The organism is Chitinophaga sp. G7 BAM 1005, assembly GCF_057126945.1.
The window spans coordinates 2,688,995-2,709,316 of sequence record NZ_CP181478.1; the positions used below are offsets into that span (position 1 = coordinate 2,688,995).

Annotated in this window: 18 protein-coding genes; 4 read left to right on the forward strand and 14 right to left on the reverse strand. The window is 45.3% G+C overall.

From position 1 onward, the window contains the following. Positions 1–2: 2 nt before the first annotated feature. The 7 genes from ACMXI2_RS10630 to ACMXI2_RS10660 form a co-directional block, all read right to left on the reverse strand. Positions 3–674, reverse strand: coding sequence for a CIS tube protein (locus ACMXI2_RS10630; RefSeq protein ID WP_483781572.1), 672 nt, complete (start codon positions 672–674; stop codon positions 3–5). After that, on the reverse strand, positions 671–838 hold the full coding sequence (locus ACMXI2_RS10635; RefSeq protein ID WP_483781573.1) for a DUF5908 family protein: 168 nt from the start codon (positions 836–838) through the stop codon (positions 671–673). The genes ACMXI2_RS10630 and ACMXI2_RS10635 overlap by 4 nt, the downstream gene beginning before the upstream one ends. A gap of 2 nt (positions 839–840) precedes the next feature. Next, positions 841–1,314 (reverse strand): phage tail protein, encoded by a 474-nt coding sequence (locus ACMXI2_RS10640; RefSeq protein ID WP_483781574.1) that lies wholly within the window; start codon positions 1,312–1,314, stop codon positions 841–843. A gap of 84 nt (positions 1,315–1,398) precedes the next feature. Further along, positions 1,399–1,854 carry a phage tail protein gene (locus ACMXI2_RS10645; protein ID WP_079467630.1) on the reverse strand — a complete coding sequence of 152 codons (456 nt, stop codon included), beginning with the start codon at positions 1,852–1,854 and terminating at the stop codon, positions 1,399–1,401. A 43-nt stretch (positions 1,855–1,897) separates the two neighbouring features. Then, positions 1,898–3,400 carry a phage tail sheath family protein gene (locus ACMXI2_RS10650; protein WP_483781575.1) on the reverse strand — a complete coding sequence of 501 codons (1,503 nt, stop codon included), beginning with the start codon at positions 3,398–3,400 and terminating at the stop codon, positions 1,898–1,900. Positions 3,401–3,417: 17 nt separating this feature from the next. Beyond that, on the reverse strand, positions 3,418–4,245 hold the full coding sequence (locus ACMXI2_RS10655; RefSeq protein WP_483781576.1) for a hypothetical protein: 828 nt from the start codon (positions 4,243–4,245) through the stop codon (positions 3,418–3,420). A 30-nt stretch (positions 4,246–4,275) separates the two neighbouring features. Further along, positions 4,276–4,848 carry a Pvc16 family protein gene (locus tag ACMXI2_RS10660; RefSeq protein WP_079467627.1) on the reverse strand — a complete coding sequence of 191 codons (573 nt, stop codon included), beginning with the start codon at positions 4,846–4,848 and terminating at the stop codon, positions 4,276–4,278. Positions 4,849–5,338: 490 nt separating this feature from the next. Between ACMXI2_RS10660 and ACMXI2_RS10665 the strand changes: the two genes are divergently transcribed. Continuing rightward, complete coding sequence (locus ACMXI2_RS10665) at positions 5,339–7,162, forward strand: glycosyl hydrolase family 18 protein (protein ID WP_483781577.1); 1,824 nt, start codon at positions 5,339–5,341, stop codon at positions 7,160–7,162. Positions 7,163–7,498: 336 nt separating this feature from the next. After that, positions 7,499–10,534, forward strand: coding sequence for a non-ribosomal peptide synthetase family protein (locus ACMXI2_RS10670; protein ID WP_483781578.1), 3,036 nt, complete (start codon positions 7,499–7,501; stop codon positions 10,532–10,534). A gap of 218 nt (positions 10,535–10,752) precedes the next feature. Here ACMXI2_RS10670 and ACMXI2_RS10675 read toward each other — a convergent pair whose 3' ends face one another. From ACMXI2_RS10675 to ACMXI2_RS10685, 3 genes are all read right to left on the reverse strand, one after another. Continuing rightward, positions 10,753–12,393 (reverse strand): SusD/RagB family nutrient-binding outer membrane lipoprotein, encoded by a 1,641-nt coding sequence (locus ACMXI2_RS10675; RefSeq protein WP_483781579.1) that lies wholly within the window; start codon positions 12,391–12,393, stop codon positions 10,753–10,755. Between the two features lie 11 nt (positions 12,394–12,404). Further along, positions 12,405–15,500, reverse strand: coding sequence for a SusC/RagA family TonB-linked outer membrane protein (locus ACMXI2_RS10680; protein ID WP_483781580.1), 3,096 nt, complete (start codon positions 15,498–15,500; stop codon positions 12,405–12,407). Between the two features lie 562 nt (positions 15,501–16,062). Beyond that, the gene (locus ACMXI2_RS10685; RefSeq protein WP_483781581.1) at positions 16,063–16,470 is read right to left on the reverse strand and encodes a winged helix-turn-helix transcriptional regulator; all 408 of its coding nucleotides are present in this window, start codon (positions 16,468–16,470) and stop codon (positions 16,063–16,065) included. A 105-nt stretch (positions 16,471–16,575) separates the two neighbouring features. On the opposite strand from ACMXI2_RS10685, the gene ACMXI2_RS10690 reads away from it, so the two are divergent. Both ACMXI2_RS10690 and ACMXI2_RS10695 read left to right on the forward strand, forming a co-directional pair. After that, complete coding sequence (locus ACMXI2_RS10690) at positions 16,576–16,956, forward strand: nuclear transport factor 2 family protein (protein ID WP_483781582.1); 381 nt, start codon at positions 16,576–16,578, stop codon at positions 16,954–16,956. A gap of 5 nt (positions 16,957–16,961) precedes the next feature. Continuing rightward, entirely contained in the window at positions 16,962–17,291 is a 330-nt protein-coding gene (locus ACMXI2_RS10695) for a TfoX/Sxy family protein (protein WP_483781583.1), read from the forward strand. A gap of 128 nt (positions 17,292–17,419) precedes the next feature. Here the strand turns inward: ACMXI2_RS10695 and ACMXI2_RS10700 are convergent, their stop codons facing one another. From ACMXI2_RS10700 to ACMXI2_RS10715, 4 genes are all read right to left on the reverse strand, one after another. Continuing rightward, positions 17,420–18,328 (reverse strand): helix-turn-helix domain-containing protein, encoded by a 909-nt coding sequence (locus ACMXI2_RS10700; RefSeq protein WP_483781584.1) that lies wholly within the window; start codon positions 18,326–18,328, stop codon positions 17,420–17,422. 3 nt (positions 18,329–18,331) lie between these two features. Next, complete coding sequence (locus ACMXI2_RS10705) at positions 18,332–18,691, reverse strand: DoxX family protein (protein WP_483781585.1); 360 nt, start codon at positions 18,689–18,691, stop codon at positions 18,332–18,334. A gap of 212 nt (positions 18,692–18,903) precedes the next feature. Next, positions 18,904–19,347 (reverse strand): DUF2147 domain-containing protein, encoded by a 444-nt coding sequence (locus ACMXI2_RS10710; protein ID WP_483781586.1) that lies wholly within the window; start codon positions 19,345–19,347, stop codon positions 18,904–18,906. Between the two features lie 177 nt (positions 19,348–19,524). After that, positions 19,525–20,307: an SDR family oxidoreductase gene (locus ACMXI2_RS10715; protein WP_483781587.1), complete on the reverse strand. Its 783-nt coding sequence runs from the start codon at positions 20,305–20,307 to the stop codon at positions 19,525–19,527. Between the last annotated feature and the right edge of the window lie 15 nt (positions 20,308–20,322).

Here is a 20,322-nt window from a genome sequence, read left to right on the forward strand (position 1 = left end):
ATTTATTTCTTTAGCGGGGGGAAATAAAGTCCGTCGCCGGGTTTAATATCATGGATGCTGTTCAAACCATTTACCCTGGCTACTTCCATGTAATACCCCGGTTCGCCGTAAATGCGATAGGTCATTAAGGGCAGGGTATCGCCTGCCAGTACGGTCCGCATATGTGTAAGGTCCGGTGATGACACGCCGGATTCTTTTATTTTCGTTGCAAAGGCTACCGACTCAATCACGGTGAGTTTGATCACTGCACGCAATGCCACGCCGGTAGTACTGAACAGGCTGTACTTGATGTTGATGTTTTTACATACGCCTGTAAAGTTGGTATTTCCCCAGGTGATGCGCAGGTAGTTGGGGCGGTGATCTGTTCCCTGGTAGTTATACGCGATGTTCATCACTTTTTCGATATACGCGTCTACCGTCAATCCGCCGGGAATAGGGATGACGCCGGTTCCATCTACGAGTAGTTCCAGGTCGAAGTTGCCTGACTCCATGCTGCTGAAGATCTGGGTAGGCGCTACTGCGCCCTGCTCATCCGTGTTTTTATAATTGATGGTATAGTTGAGCGTATAGTTATCCGGGTTGATCACGGCAGATACACTGTCGATCAGCTCAGTGGCTTCCGCATCTGCGTAGCCGGCCAGTAATAATTTGGTGGGTCCTCCTGTTGGGTTCATCTTGCGGGTAAGTTCTCTATACTGGTAATTAATTTATCCATGCATTCCCTCACTATCTTATCTTTCAGAGCTTGCAGGTCTTTAACGCCGGTATGGCGGGTTGCCTGCGGGGGATGTTCTTCTATGGTGACTTTAATCACCAGTTCTCTTATTTCTAAAGGCATAACTAACTGATTTGTTGAAAATAATCATAGCATAGTTCCAGTGTTTCCAGGGCAATAACGTTTTCCTGTGCCTTGAATTCTGATATTTTCAATGCTACCGGATAAGCATTTACAAATTGCCAGGAGGCCACCGATCCACGGTTTGCATTCATCAGGGTTACTACCACCGCTACGGGCGAAAAGGTAAAAAGATTAATACTGTTCTGCGCCCAGCGTATCAGCGGAGAGCCGGTGAGCATGCCTCTTTTAAGCACCAGGTTACCATATTTTGGCGCCTGTGGAAGGCGGTGGGTAAACCTGTTTTCACCTCCTTCCTTCACTTCCAGCGGCGTAATGGTAGCGGTTAGTCCGCTTACTTCCTGGAAGTTACCTTCATTGCCACCGGTGATCCCCGGCACCATCACCCTGAAGTAAAATCCTACGGGTGGGTAAAAGGGCGTTTGTGCGGACGAGGGCGGTGGTGGTGGAATAGGCATGACAATTTATTTGAAGCCGTGAATAAGCGGAGTAACGGATAACGAAGTCATTCCTGCGGCTTCGCTACCCGTGGTCCGTTCTTTTTATTTGGTTAAATGCAGTCCTTCATGCGCTACTTCCATTGTTTCCACCGCCACTTCATTGGCGTCGGATTTCATATCGGTAACGGTCATTTTGCAGGGAAACGCATTAGTAAGTGTCCAGTTCATAGCCGTTTGCCCGGTTTCATCCAGCAAACTGATCACAATGGTGGAACGCTTGATGGTATTCATTTTGATGAGATCATAATTATCCCACAGGGTAGTATCTCCTTTGAAGATGCCTTTCTTCAGGGTGATATTATTGAACTTGGCGATCCCCGGCATTTTTACTACCGAGTATACAGGATTACTGCCGCCACGGTATTCTATTACCTGTGTTTCAGAAGTAAGCCCGGTTACTTCCTGGAATATGATTTCTTTGCCATCCCACATGACTTTGAAAGAAAACTTTACCATAGGCCAGGTGGCCTGTGATTGGGTGGAGCCGTCATCTGCCATAATTGCAAATTTTAAAAGTTATTAAATAAATTTTAGTTGCGGGTTAAGATTCCTGCATCTGTTGCTGGAAAGTGATGATGATAAATTCAGCAGGGCGTGTAAGCGCAACCTTCACCGTGATCAGCATTCTGCCCTCCAGGATATCCTGTGGAGTCATAGTGGCGCCAAGCCCCACCTGTACATCGAAAGCCTGCTCCGGTGCTGCGCCCGCCAGCGCGCCTTGTTTCCAGAGGTTTTGCAGGAAGTTGTTGATCATGCTTTTTACAGTGATCCACGTAGTGGCATCATTGGCTTCAAATACATAAGCACGGGTAGCCAGTTTTACAGACTGCTCAATCATGATGAGCGTGCGTCTTACGTTGATATAACGCCAGTCGAGACTATTACCATCCAGTGTTCTCGCGCCCCATACCAGCGTGCCTACGCCTGTAAATGGCCGGATCACGTTGATAGACTTTCCCGCCATAATATCCACGTTGAGGTTTTTTTGTTCTTCACCGGAGATGTTAACCGTAGGAGCAGTTACCATGCTCACCGATACATTGGCAGGAGCTTTCCATACGCCGCGTGAGTTATCAATCAACGTGTATATGCCTGCCAGGGCGCCGCTTGGCGGCAGCTCATTCATCTGCGAACGTACTTCCTCCAGGATATGCACGTACGTAGGACTGGCAGCCTTCAGCGACTGATGGAAATTCTTTTTGGTATTCTTATCTGGTGTAGCATTGGTTTTGTATTTGGTGATGATCTGTGCAGCGGCAGGTTCAGGTAATAATTTCTCCAGGTCAACAGTAGCGTCCAGGTTTTCAAAATCCACTTCATCCGGTTGTACGATCGTGGTTTTCAGCCAGGGGTGATAAGCCGCGCCGTAGTTGAGCGAGTTCACGCCAATCTGGTCACGGAAGGCGCCAACCACTTCTTCCAGCACATCTGACGGCTTTTGTTTTACCAGGTCGAAGATGCCGAAGCGGCTTTGCATGTCTGCACAATGCTGCAATACCTGTGAGTACACCGTAGTATAGGCATCTGCTCCGAGCGCAATGATGTCGGGCATTACAATCAGCGTAGGCTCCGCTTCTTTTTCCAGCAGGGTAAATACATTAGGCTTGGTGTCTGAACCGATGAAATCATCTGCCGCAATGGTAATGCCATCCGCCGAATGGCCGTAGGTACCCACCGACAGGATGTAGCAGAGGCTACCGCTGTTCCCGAAAAACAACCGGATGCTGTTGTAGAAGTAAGCCGTGTTGTTATCCTTAATCTGCACCACGGTGGGTTTTCCGTTGATGTTAAAGGTTTCCTGCTTCACTTTGGGATCAGCATCCGCCAGCGTGAATTTAGGTTTGAACTCGCTGCCAAAGTATTCCAGGTACTCCGCAAAGGACGTGATCCTGGTAGGCTTGTGGATAAGGGATTTACCATTCCTTTCTGCTTTCTGCGTATAGCCTATGAACACAGGCACTGCAGTTTCCACAGCGGTAATGGAACTGGGGAATGCATTTTTCTCCTCAATATAAACCCCGGGGGTCATGAAGGTTGATGCCATATTAGGTGTTTTTTTGTTTAGTATAAAAATATTTCCGAGTACGTTTTTCCGTTGGTATGCCATGATCTTCCTGCAGCAGAGATCCTGTTGATTTCTGGTGACGGGAGCGGTGAGATGATGATCTTGTGTTTGTTACTTTCACCTGGAGGCCGGTCAGCCAGTTTTAATACGTAAGGATTCCTATCTGAAAGTGCAATAGGGTCATTAGAGATCAGTACAGGTACTTTGTTTCTCTCCGGGAGCGCTGCCAGCATCGGTTCACTGAAACAGGAGGCCCCGTTGTTGTTCAGGATCACCGGATGTGGCAGCGCTGCCAGCTGCTCGCTCATCAGGTAATAGCACCAGTAGGTGCTCCTGGCCCGGAACCGGATGTCGTAGTTATCCTGTAAAGATTCATTCAGCACCAGCGTGAGTAATCCGAACGGTTTGGTGAAAAACGTTTCCGGCAAAGTAGCTGTTCCGCGCAGGTCTGCTGCATCAGCATAAGGATACCGGTGTAAAACGCCCGGCGCATTGGCGGCATCATTACCAAACACAAAACACTGCGTGGTAATGTCGGCGGCATCAATGGCAGTATAGTTATAAAACAAGGGATCTTTCAGTATTACCTCAAAAGTAAGCGTGGTATTATCCCGCAGTAAGTCGCTCCTGGTGCGCTTTCCGGCCCCCAGGGTATTGTATAGTAATAAACAGCCGGATGCCTGTTGTTTAAGCATCAGATCTGCATTCAGTAACTGTTTTCCGGTAGCGGCAGACATGCGGATGCCAATGCCTTCGTAGGATAGCGCCTGGAAAAAATCATGACGATAACGGATAGTAGTCAGTATTTCATATTGCTGTTTCATTCCTTTTTTTCAACTAGCTAAGGATAACATTTATCTCGCCGGTAACATTTCTCCGGCAGTGCCCGCAACAGCCGGCCTGTATTCTTTGATGATTGAATCGTCGAACGTAAGCATGCGCACTTTATACAATACGGATGGCATGTACTTGGCGCCCAGCGTGGCCCACATGTTGTTTAGCCTGTCGGCGCCAGGGCTTTCCAGTTCAAAGGCAAGCTTGCTGATACCAGCATCTAACGCAGGTGTATTCTGTGCGGTAAAGGTATTTTTCGATTGAAAAAATGCAACGGTGTAGGAAAGAAATCTTAAAGCCTGCGCATAGTTATTGCTGCTGAAGTAAGCAGAAAATAATACATAGAGATTCACGGATACCGCCGCAGCTGAAGTATTATACATACCAGCGCCGGTATTTGAAACGGATGTTCTTGCTGTCTCTTTTTCAACATTGACAAGCGTTACAAGCATTTTGTTTTCACCTTGTATCGCTACGGATCCATCCTGGTTTACAATACCGGAAAGTATCACTTTATCTTCGTTGATCTGTAATTTTCGCTTCAGGTTATTGTTAATATCTTCTGTAACACAGCTAAGGGCCTCATAGATCATTGGATTAGTATTTAATGCTTACCGTGTGATGTGTACTGTCCTGTAAATTTCCGGGCTGAAAGATGTTCGTTATTTTGAGAATGAAATTGAGTTTTCAAGTTGATGTCACAATATAAATTCAAAAAAGCGATTTAAATATTTTTATTTGAAAAAATATTTTTCTATCTTTTATTATCTAAATATCCTGATGACTCCCGCTCAAAAAATAACCGCCCTAATAATTGCATACCTCGTTTTTTTTCATTGCAACAGCACCGTATACGGCAACAACAGTAGTGTGCGCCACTATTTCCAGGAATCTCCTGTTAAATTACCAAAGCCGCCACCAGCACCGAAATTGCCAAATACTCCGAAGTTGCCACCGGATACTGCGGTGAATGCTAAACTCATACAACGCATTTTAAAAGTCTTTCGTTTCCGACATAATGCTCACGCGCGCGAGCGCGCCCGCGTTTTATATATCATCAACCAAACGTTAACGGATTCACTGGTGGTTAGTAAGGATGACATACGAAAATTAAATGAAGCATTAACCAAAAGAGAAAACCAACAGTTCGATTCACTGATGGCATTGCTTAATACCATCGCATCAAGTCATGCTTCGCAGCCTGCAAATCCCGGAGCAGATACCAGCAGTAAAAATCCGGTGCAGGAACCGGATAGTCCTGTGCCCGGAACCGACCTCGATGCGTTGGTGGATAAAATGATGCCTATCCTGCAAAAGAAAAGTGAAGAGCAGGAAGCGGAAAATACCAAAGCCGCGCATCTCACCGCCATCCGGTCATTGTACGGACGACCACCCGATCAGGTGGATACATTACGATTGAGCGATAGCCTCGGCGCGCGTTACCTGGTCCGGCTCTCACAAAAAATAAACGTAATGGGCATCCAGCCTTACTGGATGGAGCAGGGATATACCACGTATAATTTTAACGCGCTGAGTACTTACAGCTTCCTGGGATACCTGTTAGATGGTCAAACGGGCCGTATCCAGCCTGCGTTCCAGCAGGATGAAGTGAAATCTGTTCCTGATGCCCTGTCAGCAGGATGCAATCTGCAGTTTCTTTTTCTTGATAAGAAAAGCAGCAACATACTTGCCCTCCTCAAAAATAAAAATGCACAAGCATTATTTTCGGATAGCCTTGCCCGTTTGTTAGTAGAACAAAAAGCCGATGGCGTTACCATTTATTTTCAGGCGTTGCCGGATCATCAGCGCGATGCTTTCAGCAGCTTCATCACTACGCTTTCCGGCGCGCTGAAAAGTGCAAATAGAAATTTTAAGATTAACGTAGTTATACCACCGTACGATCCTTCTTATAACTATGATCTGCGCGCCTTGCACAGCTACGTAGATTACTTTATCATTGATTTTACGCAAGCCGGCGGAGAAACAGCCGGGCCGCTGGCGCCGCTGGAGGGCAATGCATCAAAGTCTCTGACAGGCGCAGTGTCGCGTTACCTGCAGGGAGATATTCCACCCGCGCAGCTTTCCCTGTTATTGCCTTACTACGGCGCAGTGTGGAAGAAAGGAAGAGATGGCAACCCGGATGTGTTCAGTCGCTATGTAAGCTACAGCGACATCCGTAAACAATACCCTTCTGATACCGTTGCCATCTTCGATGAAACAACCAGTACTTTTTTTATAGAAGTAAGAGATCAGTATGGCGTAGTAAAAGAGGAGATCTGGTTTGATGATGGCATCAGTATGTCGATGAAGTATGATTTTGCGATGAAGAATGAACTGGGTGGTATTGCCCTCTGGACATTGGGAGCGGATAAAGGCGCCACGGATCTCTGGGATGCCTTAGTGGATAAATTTGTAGTTACAGACACGCTTGTTCTTGATACCGTTTCCCTGTATCCCCCGGTCCCGCAGCATCTCACGTTCTGGCAGCGTGTTAAAAGGGAACTGCGCATCTATGCTATTTTATTCAAAGATCCGTGCAGCGTTGATGCATCACAGTATGAAGGAGATGTTTACTTCGTGTATTTCACTATAGGATTTTTTATTTTAGTATTAATTGCAGGAGCAGTTTATTTTTATTTTGTAAAAACACAGGGCGACGACTGGAAGTGGCGGAAGAAATTATTGATACTATTAATCGTACTAATCCTGCTCACAGTGGTCAGTGGCTTTATGGCGCTTTTCCTGAATAAGGAGATGCCGTTTGTGGGCATTAGCAGCATACCCAGTCAGTGTCACAGCGTGCCGTTAACAAGTGTGCTGGCTATACTGGGTGTTGGTTTTGTACTGGGATTATTGATCATGCACTTTTTTCTGCAACCATTTTTTAAAGATGATGATGTACCTTAACGGGAAACATTTTCCAGGCTGAATCAGCCATGCCGGTTTGTAATTGCTGTTTTAAAGACACCGCTCATCAAAAAAGCATTACCCGGTAAAAAAAATTATTTTGTATCTTCGGCTTATCTATAGCAGATGATTATCTCTCAAAATAAAACAGAAGAAAACCGGGGCTTATAACCCTCCCTTTTTGAAAACCCTCAAAGTAAACAGATGTCAGTTACTACCATTCCCACTGTTGTATTTTTATCATATGCTGTTTCCGGCGCCAGCCCGCCTGGAATAATTACCGTACCGCATAAGTAACCATTATCCTATTCTAAAACCCTTTTAATCTTTTCAGAAATGAATACTGAGAATGTATTGTCTGCTGTAAAACAAACAGTGATCAACACCTTTGAGCAAACAGCTGCCCGGCAGCATTTTAGAGACGCCATCGTATTTGGTGATGAATCTATCAGCTACTATGAGCTAAACCGGCAGGCAAATAAGCTCGCCCGTTTCCTGCGTTTACAGGGCGTGAGCAGCAGTACGCCGGTAGGTATATTGATGGACCAGTCCATCAATAAAATGGTGGCCTTACTGGCAATATTTAAAGCGGGCGCCCCTTATGTACCACTTGAACCAACTTACCCGGTTAATCGCATTGCGTTCGTCCTGAATGACACAGGTGCTCCCTTTTTGATTACCAACAGCCATTACCTTGCCTTATATGATGAGTCGATACAAAAAATATCGATGGACGAAAAACTACAGGAAGAACTGGAATCCTTCCAGGGAACAAATCTGGATGCAGAAATACTTCCTTCCCACCTGGCTTATATTATATATACTTCAGGTAGTACGGGCGCTCCCAAAGGCGTATTGACCACACACCGGAACTTATGGAATTTTGTATCCTGGTTCGGAAAGGAATCCGGCATCGGCCCGGAAGACGTTACGCTGCAATTTGCGTCTGCAAGCTTTGATGCCAGCGTGATGGACCTGTGGATTCCGCTCATATATGGCGCTACATTACATCTTTATCCCAACAACAAAGTACTCGGAAGCTACCTGGAAGATTTTATTAATGATTGCCAGATCACGATGCTTCCGTTTATTTCAGGTTTAGCATTGGCATCCCTGTCTCCTGCTAAAATTTCAATGCAGTTGAAAAAGATCTGTTTTGGAGGAGAAACATTGCCTGATGAACTAATCAACGCATGGACCGATAAAGTAACACTGATACAGGCATATGGCCCAACAGAAGCTACTGTAGCAGTTTGTAGCTATACCTGTGTAAAAAATGTAAGCGCCCGGGTAATCGGAAAAGCAGGCGCCAACAATATGCTGTATGTGCTGGACGAAGCGCGGAAACCTGTTAAACCTGGTATCACAGGAGAATTGTATATCGGAGGAGAGCAGGTAGCGGCAGGGTATCTTCATAACGAAGCGGCTACAAATATAAACTTCATTGATGATCCGTTTTTAACGGAAACACACCGGGCACGCGGCTGGACAAAACTATATAAAACCGGAGACCTGGTGACGGTTTCAACGGATGGCAACCTGGTGTTTGCAGGTAGAAAAGATGAGCAGGTAAAGATCCGGGGACATCGGATAGAACCCGGCGAAATAGAAGCGGTGATAAATAATATACCTGGTGTAAAGCAAGGTATTGTGAAGGCGCATGAAGATAAGTCAGGTAATAAATACCTGGGAGCATATATTTTTTTCAGCGATCCTGTTACACCGGCAGACGCTGCAGGCCGGCTGCAATCCGTCCGGAACCTGGTTAGCAGACAGCTCCCGGCCTATATGGTACCACTGAAATGGAAATGGTTGCCGGCCATACCCGTGAATGCCAGTGGCAAAATAGATAAGAAAATGCTTGCGCCCGATGAAGATCCGGTTAGCCGGATCTCTTTCGATGATCTCGCCGCCGACGATTATACCACGATCCTCACCAGGATATGGTCGTCTTTTTTGCAACAACCGGATTTTGAATCCGGGGATAACTTTTTTGAAGCAGGCGCGCACTCCCTGATGCTGGCGGAGGTTTACGCCGGCCTCCCTGAAAACATCCGGCAGTGGATCAAACTTCCCGACTTCTTTATCTACCAGACACCTGAAAAAATAGCCGCCGCCATACATCAGCATGCGGCAGGAGGGCAGCTGACGGAAAAAGACAAAGAGCAGGCAATCATAGCTGAATTGATACAGGACGCCGCATTGGATAGTACCTTCGCCTTCAACGGTCCCGTTGACCTTTCCATACTTGCTTCACCAGCCGCTATATTCCTGACCGGCGCCACGGGCTTTGTAGGGTCCCAATTGCTCTCGGATCTGCTGCAATCAACGCATGCGGATATCTATTGCCTTGTGCGTGCAAAAGACGCCGGCAAGGGTTTATCCAGGCTTCAACAAACCTTCTCTAAGTTTTTGCTTCCCTGGCCCGCTGCCGAAGCGCACAGGATTAAAGTGGTGCCCGGTGATCTTTCAGAAAACCGTTTTAACATGGCTGATGCCAACTACATGCACCTGGCAGAAAGGATAGATATTATTTATCATTCCGGCAGTTCAGTGAGCTATATTGAACCTTATCCTGTTATCAAAAAAGCAAATATTGATGGACTAAGGGGGATATTAGCTTTTGCAGCTGTGGGAAAACCCAAACCGCTGGTGCTGCTTTCATCTATGGGGGTATTCAGCTGGGGAAGACCATTTACCCATAAAACATGGATGTGTGAAACAGATGATATTAATGAAAACATCAGGGCCGTAAGTAAGGATCTGGGTTATATACGAAGTAAATGGGTGATGGAAAAGATGACGCAGCAGGCTATGGAGTGCGGGCTGCCGGTTATTAATTTTCGTTTAGGCTTTGCCGTATGTAACCATAAAACGGGCGCCACTGCTTTGTCCCAATGGTGGGGTTCCCTGGTTCGTGCCTGTGTGGAAATGGGCAGCTTCCCGCTGGTGATGGGTTTAAAAGATGAACTGACCAGTGTGAATTATATCAGCGAGGCGGTGATACATATAGCCCGAAACCCGGAAGCGGTAGGGAAAAATTTCCACCTGTCTCCCAAGCCGGAAAACAATGTTTCCCTTACAGATTTTTTTGCACGCATGAATGAGTATTATAACCTGGATCTGCAGGGACTACCTTATAAGCAATGGCTGGATCTGTGGAAAAATAACAGCAGCAATCCTTTATATCCCTTGCTGAGTTTATTCACAGATGAAGTGCATAACGGGCGCTCGCTGGTAGAAAGTTATGAGCATACTTACTATTATACCAGGAACAATACTGCGGCCTTCCTGGAAGGAACAGACATTCAGCCACCGGTATTCGACCAATCGGTGATGACGCCATACCTGCGGTATATGGGAGTATTATAGTGCGGATTTTGTCTTTCCCACTGATTACGCTGATTATACTGATTTTTTTGATTTGACTTTTTGGATTTTATAAGGATTTTAAAGGATTCGGGGAGACACAAGCGGATATCTTCGCTTATATCTCCCCAAATCATTTTTAAAATCCAAAAAGTCAAATCAAAAAAATCAGTATAATCAGCGTAATCAGTGGGAAAGACAAAATCCGCGACAAAATCCGCTTACTTCTTATTCCACCATACCGGCTGGCTGATATACGTCGGGCTACCCGCTGTAGGATCCGCATTCAGCACCTGTGTACTGTTGTAATTGATTTCGTAACTGGGTACGGCAAAGCGGCGCGGCCAGTCGGTTTGACTTGGATAATACAGCGTGTTTACATGTGCCGGACGCTTAAATCCTTTATAAACACCGGTGGCCTCGTTATAATTCCCGGCGGCATCGGTGCAGTAATTTAACCGGCGCAGGTCTGCCCAGTTTTCCGGAGAATAAGACAGCGCAATGTATTTCTGGATCATGATATTGCTAAGCGTAAGTAATGCCGGCAGCTGCACAACGGAGCTGCTGTTCAGGAAAGCGTCGATGGCGCCTGCGGGGATATCCATAAGTTCCATATGCGCACGGATACCTGCCTTGTAGGCTGTTAACGCCTCGTTGTTTTTGGCCTGTTTAATAAGGATCTCCGCTTCAATAAAACGCAGTTCTGCATTGGTAAACAGTAAACCTTTGGCGCCCCTGCGGGTGTACCAGGTGCCGGTGGATTGTATCCGGTCGGTAGCCGTTGGTGCATATGGTGTTTTACGCATGATCACATAAACAGAATCCTTGTTGGAAAAAGTATTGTTAGCCGTGCTGTAGGTATATGACAACGGACCTGTATTGGTAATACCGGAGGTCATATCCACGCCCTGTGTACGATGCAGTATGCCGTTCCGGTCGGCCATGCTGGGAATGAGCAGGTCTACTCTCGGATCTTCCATATCATTGATGCCTTTTGGAGCGCCTGTATAGTTATTGGTGAGGTAGTCCATGTACAGTTTGGTGATCCTGGCGGTAGTAGCTGTGTTTGTGTATTGCAACGCTTCTTTGGCGGAAGAGGTAACCGTTGGTCCTTCATCTACATATTGCATCACAGCGCTTTGGTCTTTCGATTGTGCGCCTTTTGATGCGGCGTCCAGTACGGCCTGTGCGTTGAAACCGGGCAATGCAGAAGTGTGGTTTAGCCAGCGGGCTTTTAATCCATAGGCCAGGCGAATCCATTTGTCGGTGCTGCCATTGTTGAGGATGTCTCCTTTGGCCAGTGCCGGTGCAGTGGGGCCCTGGGTTTTCTGCAGGTCTGCAATGGCTTCATCCAGCAGTGCCAGTACTTTTTCCTGGATATAGGATGCCTGGTCAAATTTAGGTGTGATGGTGGCGGGATCATCAAACTGATCATAGGGCATCATGCCGTATACATCTGCGAGGGTACCAAAGCCCCATGCCTTAATGATTTTGGCGGCGCCGATATAATGATACGCCTGTACTTTTTCTGCTGCGGTGATCAGCGGCGTCACATTCACGGCAGTATTTACATACCAGCATTGCCACGGCCATTGTATGTTGGTACTGTTGGATACCCAGGCTGTAAGATTGTAGTTGCTGCCGCCGCTTGCATATACAGACGCCAGTTGTTGTGAAAGATAGGCTGCACGGGTTCCGGTGCTTTCATATGCGTCGCAGAACTGGGCGATGAGTGGTGGCAGCCGTTGTTCAGCGGTTGGTACAGATGAATTGGCGCTATTGGGATTGTCGTTGATGTCCACCCATTTTTTACAGGAGGTAAATGCAAACGACAGGCTGATGATAAAGATTATTTTTTTCATGTTCTGCACGTTTAGAATTTAAGATTTAAACCAATGACAAATCCTGCTGTGGCAGGCACGCCACAATAGTCGATACCGGAAGAGCCTGAACCTATTACGCCTGCGCCGGCAGTACTGGTTTCAGGGTCCATGCCGGAGTAGTTGGTGAGCAGTAACAGGTTGGTGCCGGTAGCAGTCACCGTGGCGTCTCTCAGCCAGCGCGCGCCGGTGAGCCATGTTCTGGGAAGCGAGTAGGAGAGGGAAACAGAACGGAGCCTCATCCAGTTTACTTTTTCCAGGAAAAACGGTGCGTTCTTTACATATACATCGCGGTAGTATTTTTCTGAAGCCACCACAGTTTTGGTTACTGGTTCAAATTTTCCGCTGGTTGGATTTTTTGCCACACCAGTAAAGGTGATTTCGCTGTTCCTGTTTTCGGTGCGTTCGCTCAGGCCATAAGCCGTAAGGAGGTAGTCGGTGCCATTAAACACATCTCCGCCAACCCGGAAATCCCAGAGGAAGGAGAAGTTAAATTGCTTATAGGTAAAACTGTTATTCAAACCGCCGAGAAAGTCGGGCTCACGGTTACCTATATACGTAGTAAGGGAAGTGGTGGGAATGGGGTAGCCGGTATTCCAGTCGAGCAGCAGGTTACCATTTTCATCTTTCTGCCATACAGAACCGCTCACCCCCATAAACACGCCGCCATCAAAGGATGCAGCCTGACCTACCGCGAGATGTACATCTGTTACATACAGGATAGGGAGGGAACCCGGCAGAGATTTTACCACGCCGTTGTTGTGCGAAGCATTGAGCATTACGTCCCAGCTGAAATCTTTCTTTTTAACCGGAGTAGCGGTAATAGATATTTCAATACCCTTGTTTTCAATGGTACCGGTGTTTACGGAGCTGAGGATATAGCCGGTGGCATTGCTCACACGGGGCGTCAGGATCTGGTCGCGGCTGGTGGTAACATACCAGGTAAAATCAAATCCCAGCCGGCCGTTGAGGAAGCGCATTTCGGTACCAAGCTCTGTGGAGGTAGTTGTTTCCGGTTTCAGGTTATCGTTTCCTCTCGACCAGTAGTTGCGGAATCCGCCGCCAATAGTGAGTTCAGGACCAAACAGGTAGGTGTTGGTCTGGTAGGTTGGAGCGTCTTTACCCACCTGTGCCCAGGAAGCGCGCAGCTTACCAAAGCTCAGGATATTGTTTTTGGGGATCAGCTCTGTAAATACCAGGCTTCCGCTTAAAGAAGGGTAGAAGAATGATTGGTTCTGAGGCGGCAGGGTAGAGGCAATGTCGTTACGCCCGGTAGCACTTACGAATACAATGTTCTTATACGATAGCCGTAAGTCGCCATAGAAACCGGCCAGCCGTCTGCGGCTTATTCCCTGGCTGATGTACTGGTTTTCTTTGGCAGCGTTGTTAATACTGATAAACGAGGGTATCTGGAAACTTTCTGCACGGGCAGAATTGGATTTTGTGTAGCTGTCTTCTGTAGTAGTACCCAGCAGCAGGCTGGCATCCCAGTCTTTATGAAAGGTTTTATGGAAGTTCAGCATCAGGTTGGAGTTTACATAATTGTAGTTCCTGTCTGTTTCGGACAGCATCCCTTTTTGCCAGCCTTCTTTAACGCTGGAACCCGGGGAAATTAAGTTCCGCAGTTGCGTATAGTAGTTGTCTACGCCCAGGCGGTAGGTAGCGTCAAACCAGCTGGTTACTTTTACATTTACATACGCCGAACCAATAAAGCGGTTGGTTTTATCCGACTGTGGGTTGCGGTTAATGATCCAGTAGGGGTTGTCGATGTCTGTATCCAGCGGGATATCAGGCAGCAGCCGGTGTTTGGAACCATCTGCATTCAGCCATACTTTCATATCATCATTTCGTGGCCAGGCTACAATGCTTTCCATATAGCCGGAACCACCGGAGGCCCATAGCCCGCTTCCGGTAAGTGTTTTCTGCGTTTCACTCCGGGCATAGGTAGCGTTTACGCCGAAGGTAAAAATGCCAATTTTCTGTTCGCCATTAAACCGCACTGTAGAACGGTTGAAGTCTGTGGAAGGCACCACACCCGACTGGTTCAGGTTAGAGCCGGAAAGGTAGAAGTTGCCGGTAGCAGTACCTCCTGAAATGGTGAAGCTGTTATCAAAGGCATTGGCTGTCTGGAAGAAGTCTTTCATATTATCATAGATCTTCTCTCCCGGTTCAAATTTATTTCCCCACGACATCGCCGTTTGATCGGTAAAGGCGCCGCTGTAGTTGGATCCTTGTTTATAGATGCTTTGCTGTTTGGGCAGCCGGTTTACCCAGTTGGTAATATAGCGGCTGGTAACGGAGCCGGCTATATTACCGGTGGTACCTTTTTTGGTAGTGATCACAATAGCGCCGGCAGCAGCACGAAGGCCGTAAAGCGCGGCAGCGGCCGGGCCTTTCAATACGGAAATAGACTCAATGTCTTCCGGGTTGATGTCCATCGCGCGGTTGCTATAGGTGGTGCTTTGGTTAATAGAACCGTCGAAAGCGCTGTTATCGCCCTGTCCGGTGGAGTTATCCATTGGCATACCATCGATGATAAACAACGGTTGGTTGTTTCCTTCCAGCGAGGTACCGCCGCGGATGATAATGGATGCGGAAGCGCCGGGTGCGCCGCCGGAGTTGGTGATATTCAGGCCGGCAATTTTACCGTTGAGGGAATTTACCAGGTTAGGATCTTTGTTTTTCAGCAGTTCGGCCGATTTGATATCCTGTACGGCATAACCCAATGCTTTTTTCTCTTTTTTAATACCCATACCCGTTACAATCACCTGTTCAAGGGAGCTGGAACTCGTCAGCATTTTAACGTTGATCGTCTGGTCTTTCCCGGTGGGGATACTTTGCGTTTCGTAGCCGATAAAAGAAAATTCCAGGACTTCTCCCGGACTTACCGCAATGCGGTATTGCCCGGTAACATTTGTTTGTGTGTTACGGTTGCTGCCTTTGATTCTGACGGTAACGCCAGGCAGGGGATTACCGTCATCGGCTAACACAATGCCGGTAATAAGTTTTTGTTCCTGCGCATAAGCAGTGTTGGGCAACATCAGGAGTATCAGCGATAGTATCGCCAATAGCCGGAGAGGATTTCTCATGTTCTGTTGTTTTAAATGAAACTTGATATTTGGTTGAAATAATACGCGCGTTTAGATTTACAGGTTGTTACAGGATCTTGTTTACAAACAGGTACGAACTACGATTTTGGTTGCACTACATGATACGGGTAATTAAAATGACGATTCTCAATAAGCATAAACTTTCACTAAGGTAAGGGCAAAAAGTATCTGGAGTTAATAGTAAATTCTCCTTTTTTTATTTTGCTTTTTAAGATGAAGGTTAAATAAAAATCCTTACCGGGGGCAGGCGGGTGGCAAGACAAATTTAAGGAATAATTGTACGGCTACTGCCATCCCGGTATCATATATGGATGTTATAATATATATCCATAGCAAAAACAAGGATAAGCCATAGATAACCCGTATCTCTATAGGTATGGCTTATATATGGCTTATCTATGGGTTATCTATGAGTTATCTATGGGTTATCCTAAAATGACGAATGCCTGAGCCTGGTGTTTTCGTCCTCACATTGATACTGCCATCGGGGTGCTGATCAAAAAAAGATACTATTCCGCCTGTCAGCTATTCAAAATGTATATCAGGAAAACTGCTTCTTCAGCTTTGCAAGATACTCTTTGATAGCCCCGGCTTTATCCTTTTTGATCTTCTTTCCAAGTTCCTTTCGGGGGCAGTTTACATGGTACTTTGCTCCCCAATCCATTATTTCAATGATGATGGGCAAGAGGTCTATTCCTTTTGGCGTAAGACTGTAAATGAACTTCGACTTATTCGCCGGCGATACCCGTTTTGAAAGGATCTTCTCTGCTTCCAGCACATTCAGCCTGTTGGCAAGGATATTGGTGGCAATCTTTTCCTCCGACTCCAGGAACTCGCTGTAAGACAATTTCCCCCTGAGCATAATGTCCCTGATGATAAGCAGCGACCACCTGTCTCCAAAAACATCCAGGGAACAACTAATAGGACAATCCGATCTGACTTTTTCCATACCGCCTGATTTTAAAAGTACTTGCAAATTACAATAACTTTCTTATTTTTACTTGCAAAATGCAATAACTAAAATTGCGATTCCTGGTTCTTAAAAATAGAAAACATGGAAAACTCCACTTCAACAAAACAACTACTCGAAATTTATTACGATGGGTTTGCTAAGAAAGAAGGCTGGGAGCCGGTTATCTCTGACGACTTCAAATTTATTGGCGGCGATATGACAAAATCAGCGCCTGCCGTTGGAAAAGCGGCGTACATAGAAGTTATTAAAAGGTTTTCACGGGCGTTCAAAACGATGCGTGTAAAAAAAATGATCGTAGACGGTGAAAATGCCTGTGTTATTGGAAACTACGACTTTATATTTCCCAACGGAGCGAGTATCAATGGCGATGTAGCGGAGATCTGGACAGCAAAAAACGGGAAGCTCGACTCACTGACCATATTTTTTGATACGCTTACTTTTGACAGGAACATTCCAAAATAATTTTCATGGCCTACAGTGAAAAGCTGGCAGACAGAATCCGGCAGGCACTCGCAAAGATACCCAATGTTGAAGAGAAGAAGATGTTTGGCAGGATTGCGTTTATGGTAAATAATAAAATGTGCCTGACAGCAGGCCCGGGCCAGATGATGTGCCGCATTGATCCCGGTATTCATGCCGAAGCCGTTAAAAAAGATGGTTGCCGTACCGTGATCATGAAAGGACGGGAATACAAGGGATTTGTTTATGTAAATGAGGATAATCTTAACGCAAAGAAGGATTTTAATTACTGGATAACCCTTGCCCTGGAATTTAATAAGAAAGGGAAACATCTTTAAGCAAAGAGGCTTGCGATAAGATCGCTTCTTACCAGCATATTAAAATTCCTGACTCGTACGGTTCAGGAATTTATCCGATGCACTATTTGCTACTACAATTGCTGCAAAGGGACAGTGTTAAAAACAGTTTAACTAAACCTCGCCCGAAACTCTAAGGGACTTTCCTTAACCTTGCTTTTAAATAGCTTATTGAAACTTTGCGAATGCTCAAACCCTAGTTCGTAGGCTATTTCGCTGACTGACAATTCCGTTGTTGATAATTTTTCCTTCGCTTTCTGAATTAGTTTTTCGTGTATATGCTGTTGTGTATTTAGTCCTGTAAGTGTTTTCAACAAACTTCGCAAGTAGGTCGGCGAAATATTTAAGTTGTCTGAAATATATTGAACAGTTGGTAGTCCTTTGTTTACCAAATCATTGTTGTTAAAATAGTCTGTCAGCAGGCTTTCTAAGCGTTCCAATATTCGATGATTGGTAATTTTCCTTGTAATGAACTGTCGCTGGTAAAACCGCTCTGCATAATTCAGCAATGTTTCTACATGTGAAAGGATAATATCCTGACTGAATTTATCTATATTGGAATTATATTCATGCCGAATATTCTTTACGATATCATTAATGATTACCTCTTCTTTGTCTGAAAGAAAGAGCGCCTCGCTGACGGAATAATCAAAAAATTCGTATTTTTTAATTTTGTTGGCCAGGGATGTTCCCCAAAAAAAGTCGGGATGTATAAACAGCATCCAGCCTTCAAGATTAACAGGAACTCCGTTGTCTTCACCCCGCAAAATTTGCCCGGGCGACAGAAATGCCATCAGACCTTCATCAAAGTCATATTTTTGTTGTCCGTAATACAGTTTATCGCAGCCTCTTTTCAGCGAAATCACATATAATTCAAATATCACAGAATCGATACCTGAATTATTTGGCAGTTGGCTTAGATCCACCCAGCCAATGAGCGGATGAAGAGGTTTGGGCAACCCCATCAGGCGGTGTATTTCAGTAATACTTTTTATCCTATACGGTTGTAAACTTGCCATGGTTTAAAATTTATCTTTAAACGGATATTTCAGCCATATCATCACTAAAGGCATCAGCAAAAACGGAATTTCAATCATCGCCATCCTAAAATTGCCTGCACGAGTGGCCAACGCCATAATTACCACAATCGCAATGGCATTCAGTACATTTCCAATGAAAAACGTCTTTGGAAAGAGTAGCAATACACCTGCCAAAATCGTTACCGCTCCGAAAAAAGGAACCGCCGCTTCGCTGATGCCCAGTTCGTTCATCATCTTCAGGGATCCGGGATTATTTTTATAATTAAATGTGTCCCATCCGTGTTTGAATGCCAGAAAAACCGATACCAGCAGCAAAATCAGGGATATAATACTCTTTACCATCTCAATTAAAAATAAAATTGTTGAAAATATAGCCCGCAACTAATGCAATCGGAACACCAATCGCCGCACTTTTCAAAGCTTTTCTGGCCTTGATGGGGTATTGATTTCGATGTTTAAAGTACAAAAAAAATCCTATTGGCGGAACAGCGTTGGACACTATGAACCAGAACCTTGACAAATCGTCGTTATTTATATTTTTCATATTCATTACTTTATTTAATTCTTTTAAATTTCATTGTCTTTCCCAACAGCGAGATTCCCAGATATCCTCGAAAGTGTAGTTCATCCGCATTTTTTAATTTTGCTTTCAAGCTGTAAGTGTCACCTTCGCTCGGATTGTAGAGTTTCCCGCCGGTGTATTCGCCATCTTCGTATTCAAGGTTGGTAATGTTCACGATATTCTGTCTTGATCGGCTTTGCAATTTTTTATCGGGATTTTTGAAGTCCTTCTTTGGCGTTTTCCCATCCGATTCATACATATTTGATGCCCACAGGAGTTTTCCGAAATATTTGCCATCCTGTTTAAAAATATCAAAATGCAATTGGACATCGCTGTCTACACTTTCCCATTTTCCAATAATTTTATCGGCAGGCTGCTGTGTAAAACCTGTTATGGACATTAATAATATACCTGCAATAAATAGTAACTGTTTCATTGTTCTTTTTTTTTGATAGTTTATAATTATTAGAGTTCTGCCCTTATACCAAATGTTGGAAATACACCCAGGCCTACGTTCGAAATATTACCTGTATTTGGGATAAATAACTCTGAGAGCGAAAGAAGCATGGACAATGAAAGTGCAAAGATTGTAAGAATATATTTTTCCATCTTGTTATGCTGTTTTTGATTGTGCTTTGAAATTTTTAAACTCCTTATGGCCAAATTTCATCAGCATACCGGGGGCAATACGGCTCATTGCCTTAAGGATATTTATCATGAACGGCTTCATTTCCAATGTGTCGTTTTTAAGGGATTTCACTACAATATTTACCATCTTATCCGCATCCATCATCTGGCTGGGCTTGGGTTGTATTATCCATTCGTTTTGCAGGTTAGTGTTCACGCCTGGCGGGATCATTTCGAACACCTTTACAGTAGTGTCCTGTAACTGCAAACGTAAAGCTTGTGTATAGGCCCGCACACCCGCTTTGGTAGCACTGTAAACAGGTGCAACCGAATAGGGCATAAATGCAATTCCTGACGATACATTCACTATTGCTGAAGTAGTTTGCTGCAAAAGATGCGGTAAGAACTGATGCACCATTTGTACAGTCCCTGTGAGATTGATATTGATTTCCCTGGTAACGTTTTCCAAATCAATCGAACTGTCCTGTAAATCAAGCAACCGCATTGCGCCAGCATTGTTGACGATGATGTTTAGTTTAGGAAATTGTTCCCTAACATCTTTGTACAGCTGCTCAATATCGCCCGGCTTGCTCACATCGCTTTGGAAGATATGTACTTTCGGATATTGTGCCCTGGTTTTATTGAGAGCATCCAGGTTTCGACCGGTGATAATAATTGTAGCCCCTTCTTCAGTAAGTTGCTTTACCATTTCCAGCCCGATCCCGCTGGAACCGCCTGTAATAAGTATTGTACTGTTTTTTAAGTCCATTTTTTTTCTGTTTTA

Coding starts and splice junctions, on each gene's coding strand:
- ACMXI2_RS10630 (WP_483781572.1), bottom strand. CDS start 674: ATGAACCCAACAGGAGGACCCACCAAATTATTACTGGCCGGCTACGCA.
- ACMXI2_RS10635 (WP_483781573.1), bottom strand. CDS start 838: ATGCCTTTAGAAATAAGAGAACTGGTGATTAAAGTCACCATAGAAGAA.
- ACMXI2_RS10640 (WP_483781574.1), bottom strand. CDS start 1,314: ATGCCTATTCCACCACCACCGCCCTCGTCCGCACAAACGCCCTTTTAC.
- ACMXI2_RS10645 (WP_079467630.1), bottom strand. CDS start 1,854: ATGGCAGATGACGGCTCCACCCAATCACAGGCCACCTGGCCTATGGTA.
- ACMXI2_RS10650 (WP_483781575.1), bottom strand. CDS start 3,400: ATGGCATCAACCTTCATGACCCCCGGGGTTTATATTGAGGAGAAAAAT.
- ACMXI2_RS10655 (WP_483781576.1), bottom strand. CDS start 4,245: ATGAAACAGCAATATGAAATACTGACTACTATCCGTTATCGTCATGAT.
- ACMXI2_RS10660 (WP_079467627.1), bottom strand. CDS start 4,848: ATGATCTATGAGGCCCTTAGCTGTGTTACAGAAGATATTAACAATAAC.
- ACMXI2_RS10670 (WP_483781578.1), top strand. CDS start 7,499: ATGAATACTGAGAATGTATTGTCTGCTGTAAAACAAACAGTGATCAAC.
- ACMXI2_RS10675 (WP_483781579.1), bottom strand. CDS start 12,393: ATGAAAAAAATAATCTTTATCATCAGCCTGTCGTTTGCATTTACCTCC.
- ACMXI2_RS10680 (WP_483781580.1), bottom strand. CDS start 15,500: ATGAGAAATCCTCTCCGGCTATTGGCGATACTATCGCTGATACTCCTG.
- ACMXI2_RS10685 (WP_483781581.1), bottom strand. CDS start 16,470: ATGGAAAAAGTCAGATCGGATTGTCCTATTAGTTGTTCCCTGGATGTT.
- ACMXI2_RS10690 (WP_483781582.1), top strand. CDS start 16,576: ATGGAAAACTCCACTTCAACAAAACAACTACTCGAAATTTATTACGAT.
- ACMXI2_RS10695 (WP_483781583.1), top strand. CDS start 16,962: ATGGCCTACAGTGAAAAGCTGGCAGACAGAATCCGGCAGGCACTCGCA.
- ACMXI2_RS10700 (WP_483781584.1), bottom strand. CDS start 18,328: ATGGCAAGTTTACAACCGTATAGGATAAAAAGTATTACTGAAATACAC.
- ACMXI2_RS10705 (WP_483781585.1), bottom strand. CDS start 18,691: ATGGTAAAGAGTATTATATCCCTGATTTTGCTGCTGGTATCGGTTTTT.
- ACMXI2_RS10710 (WP_483781586.1), bottom strand. CDS start 19,347: ATGAAACAGTTACTATTTATTGCAGGTATATTATTAATGTCCATAACA.
- ACMXI2_RS10715 (WP_483781587.1), bottom strand. CDS start 20,307: ATGGACTTAAAAAACAGTACAATACTTATTACAGGCGGTTCCAGCGGG.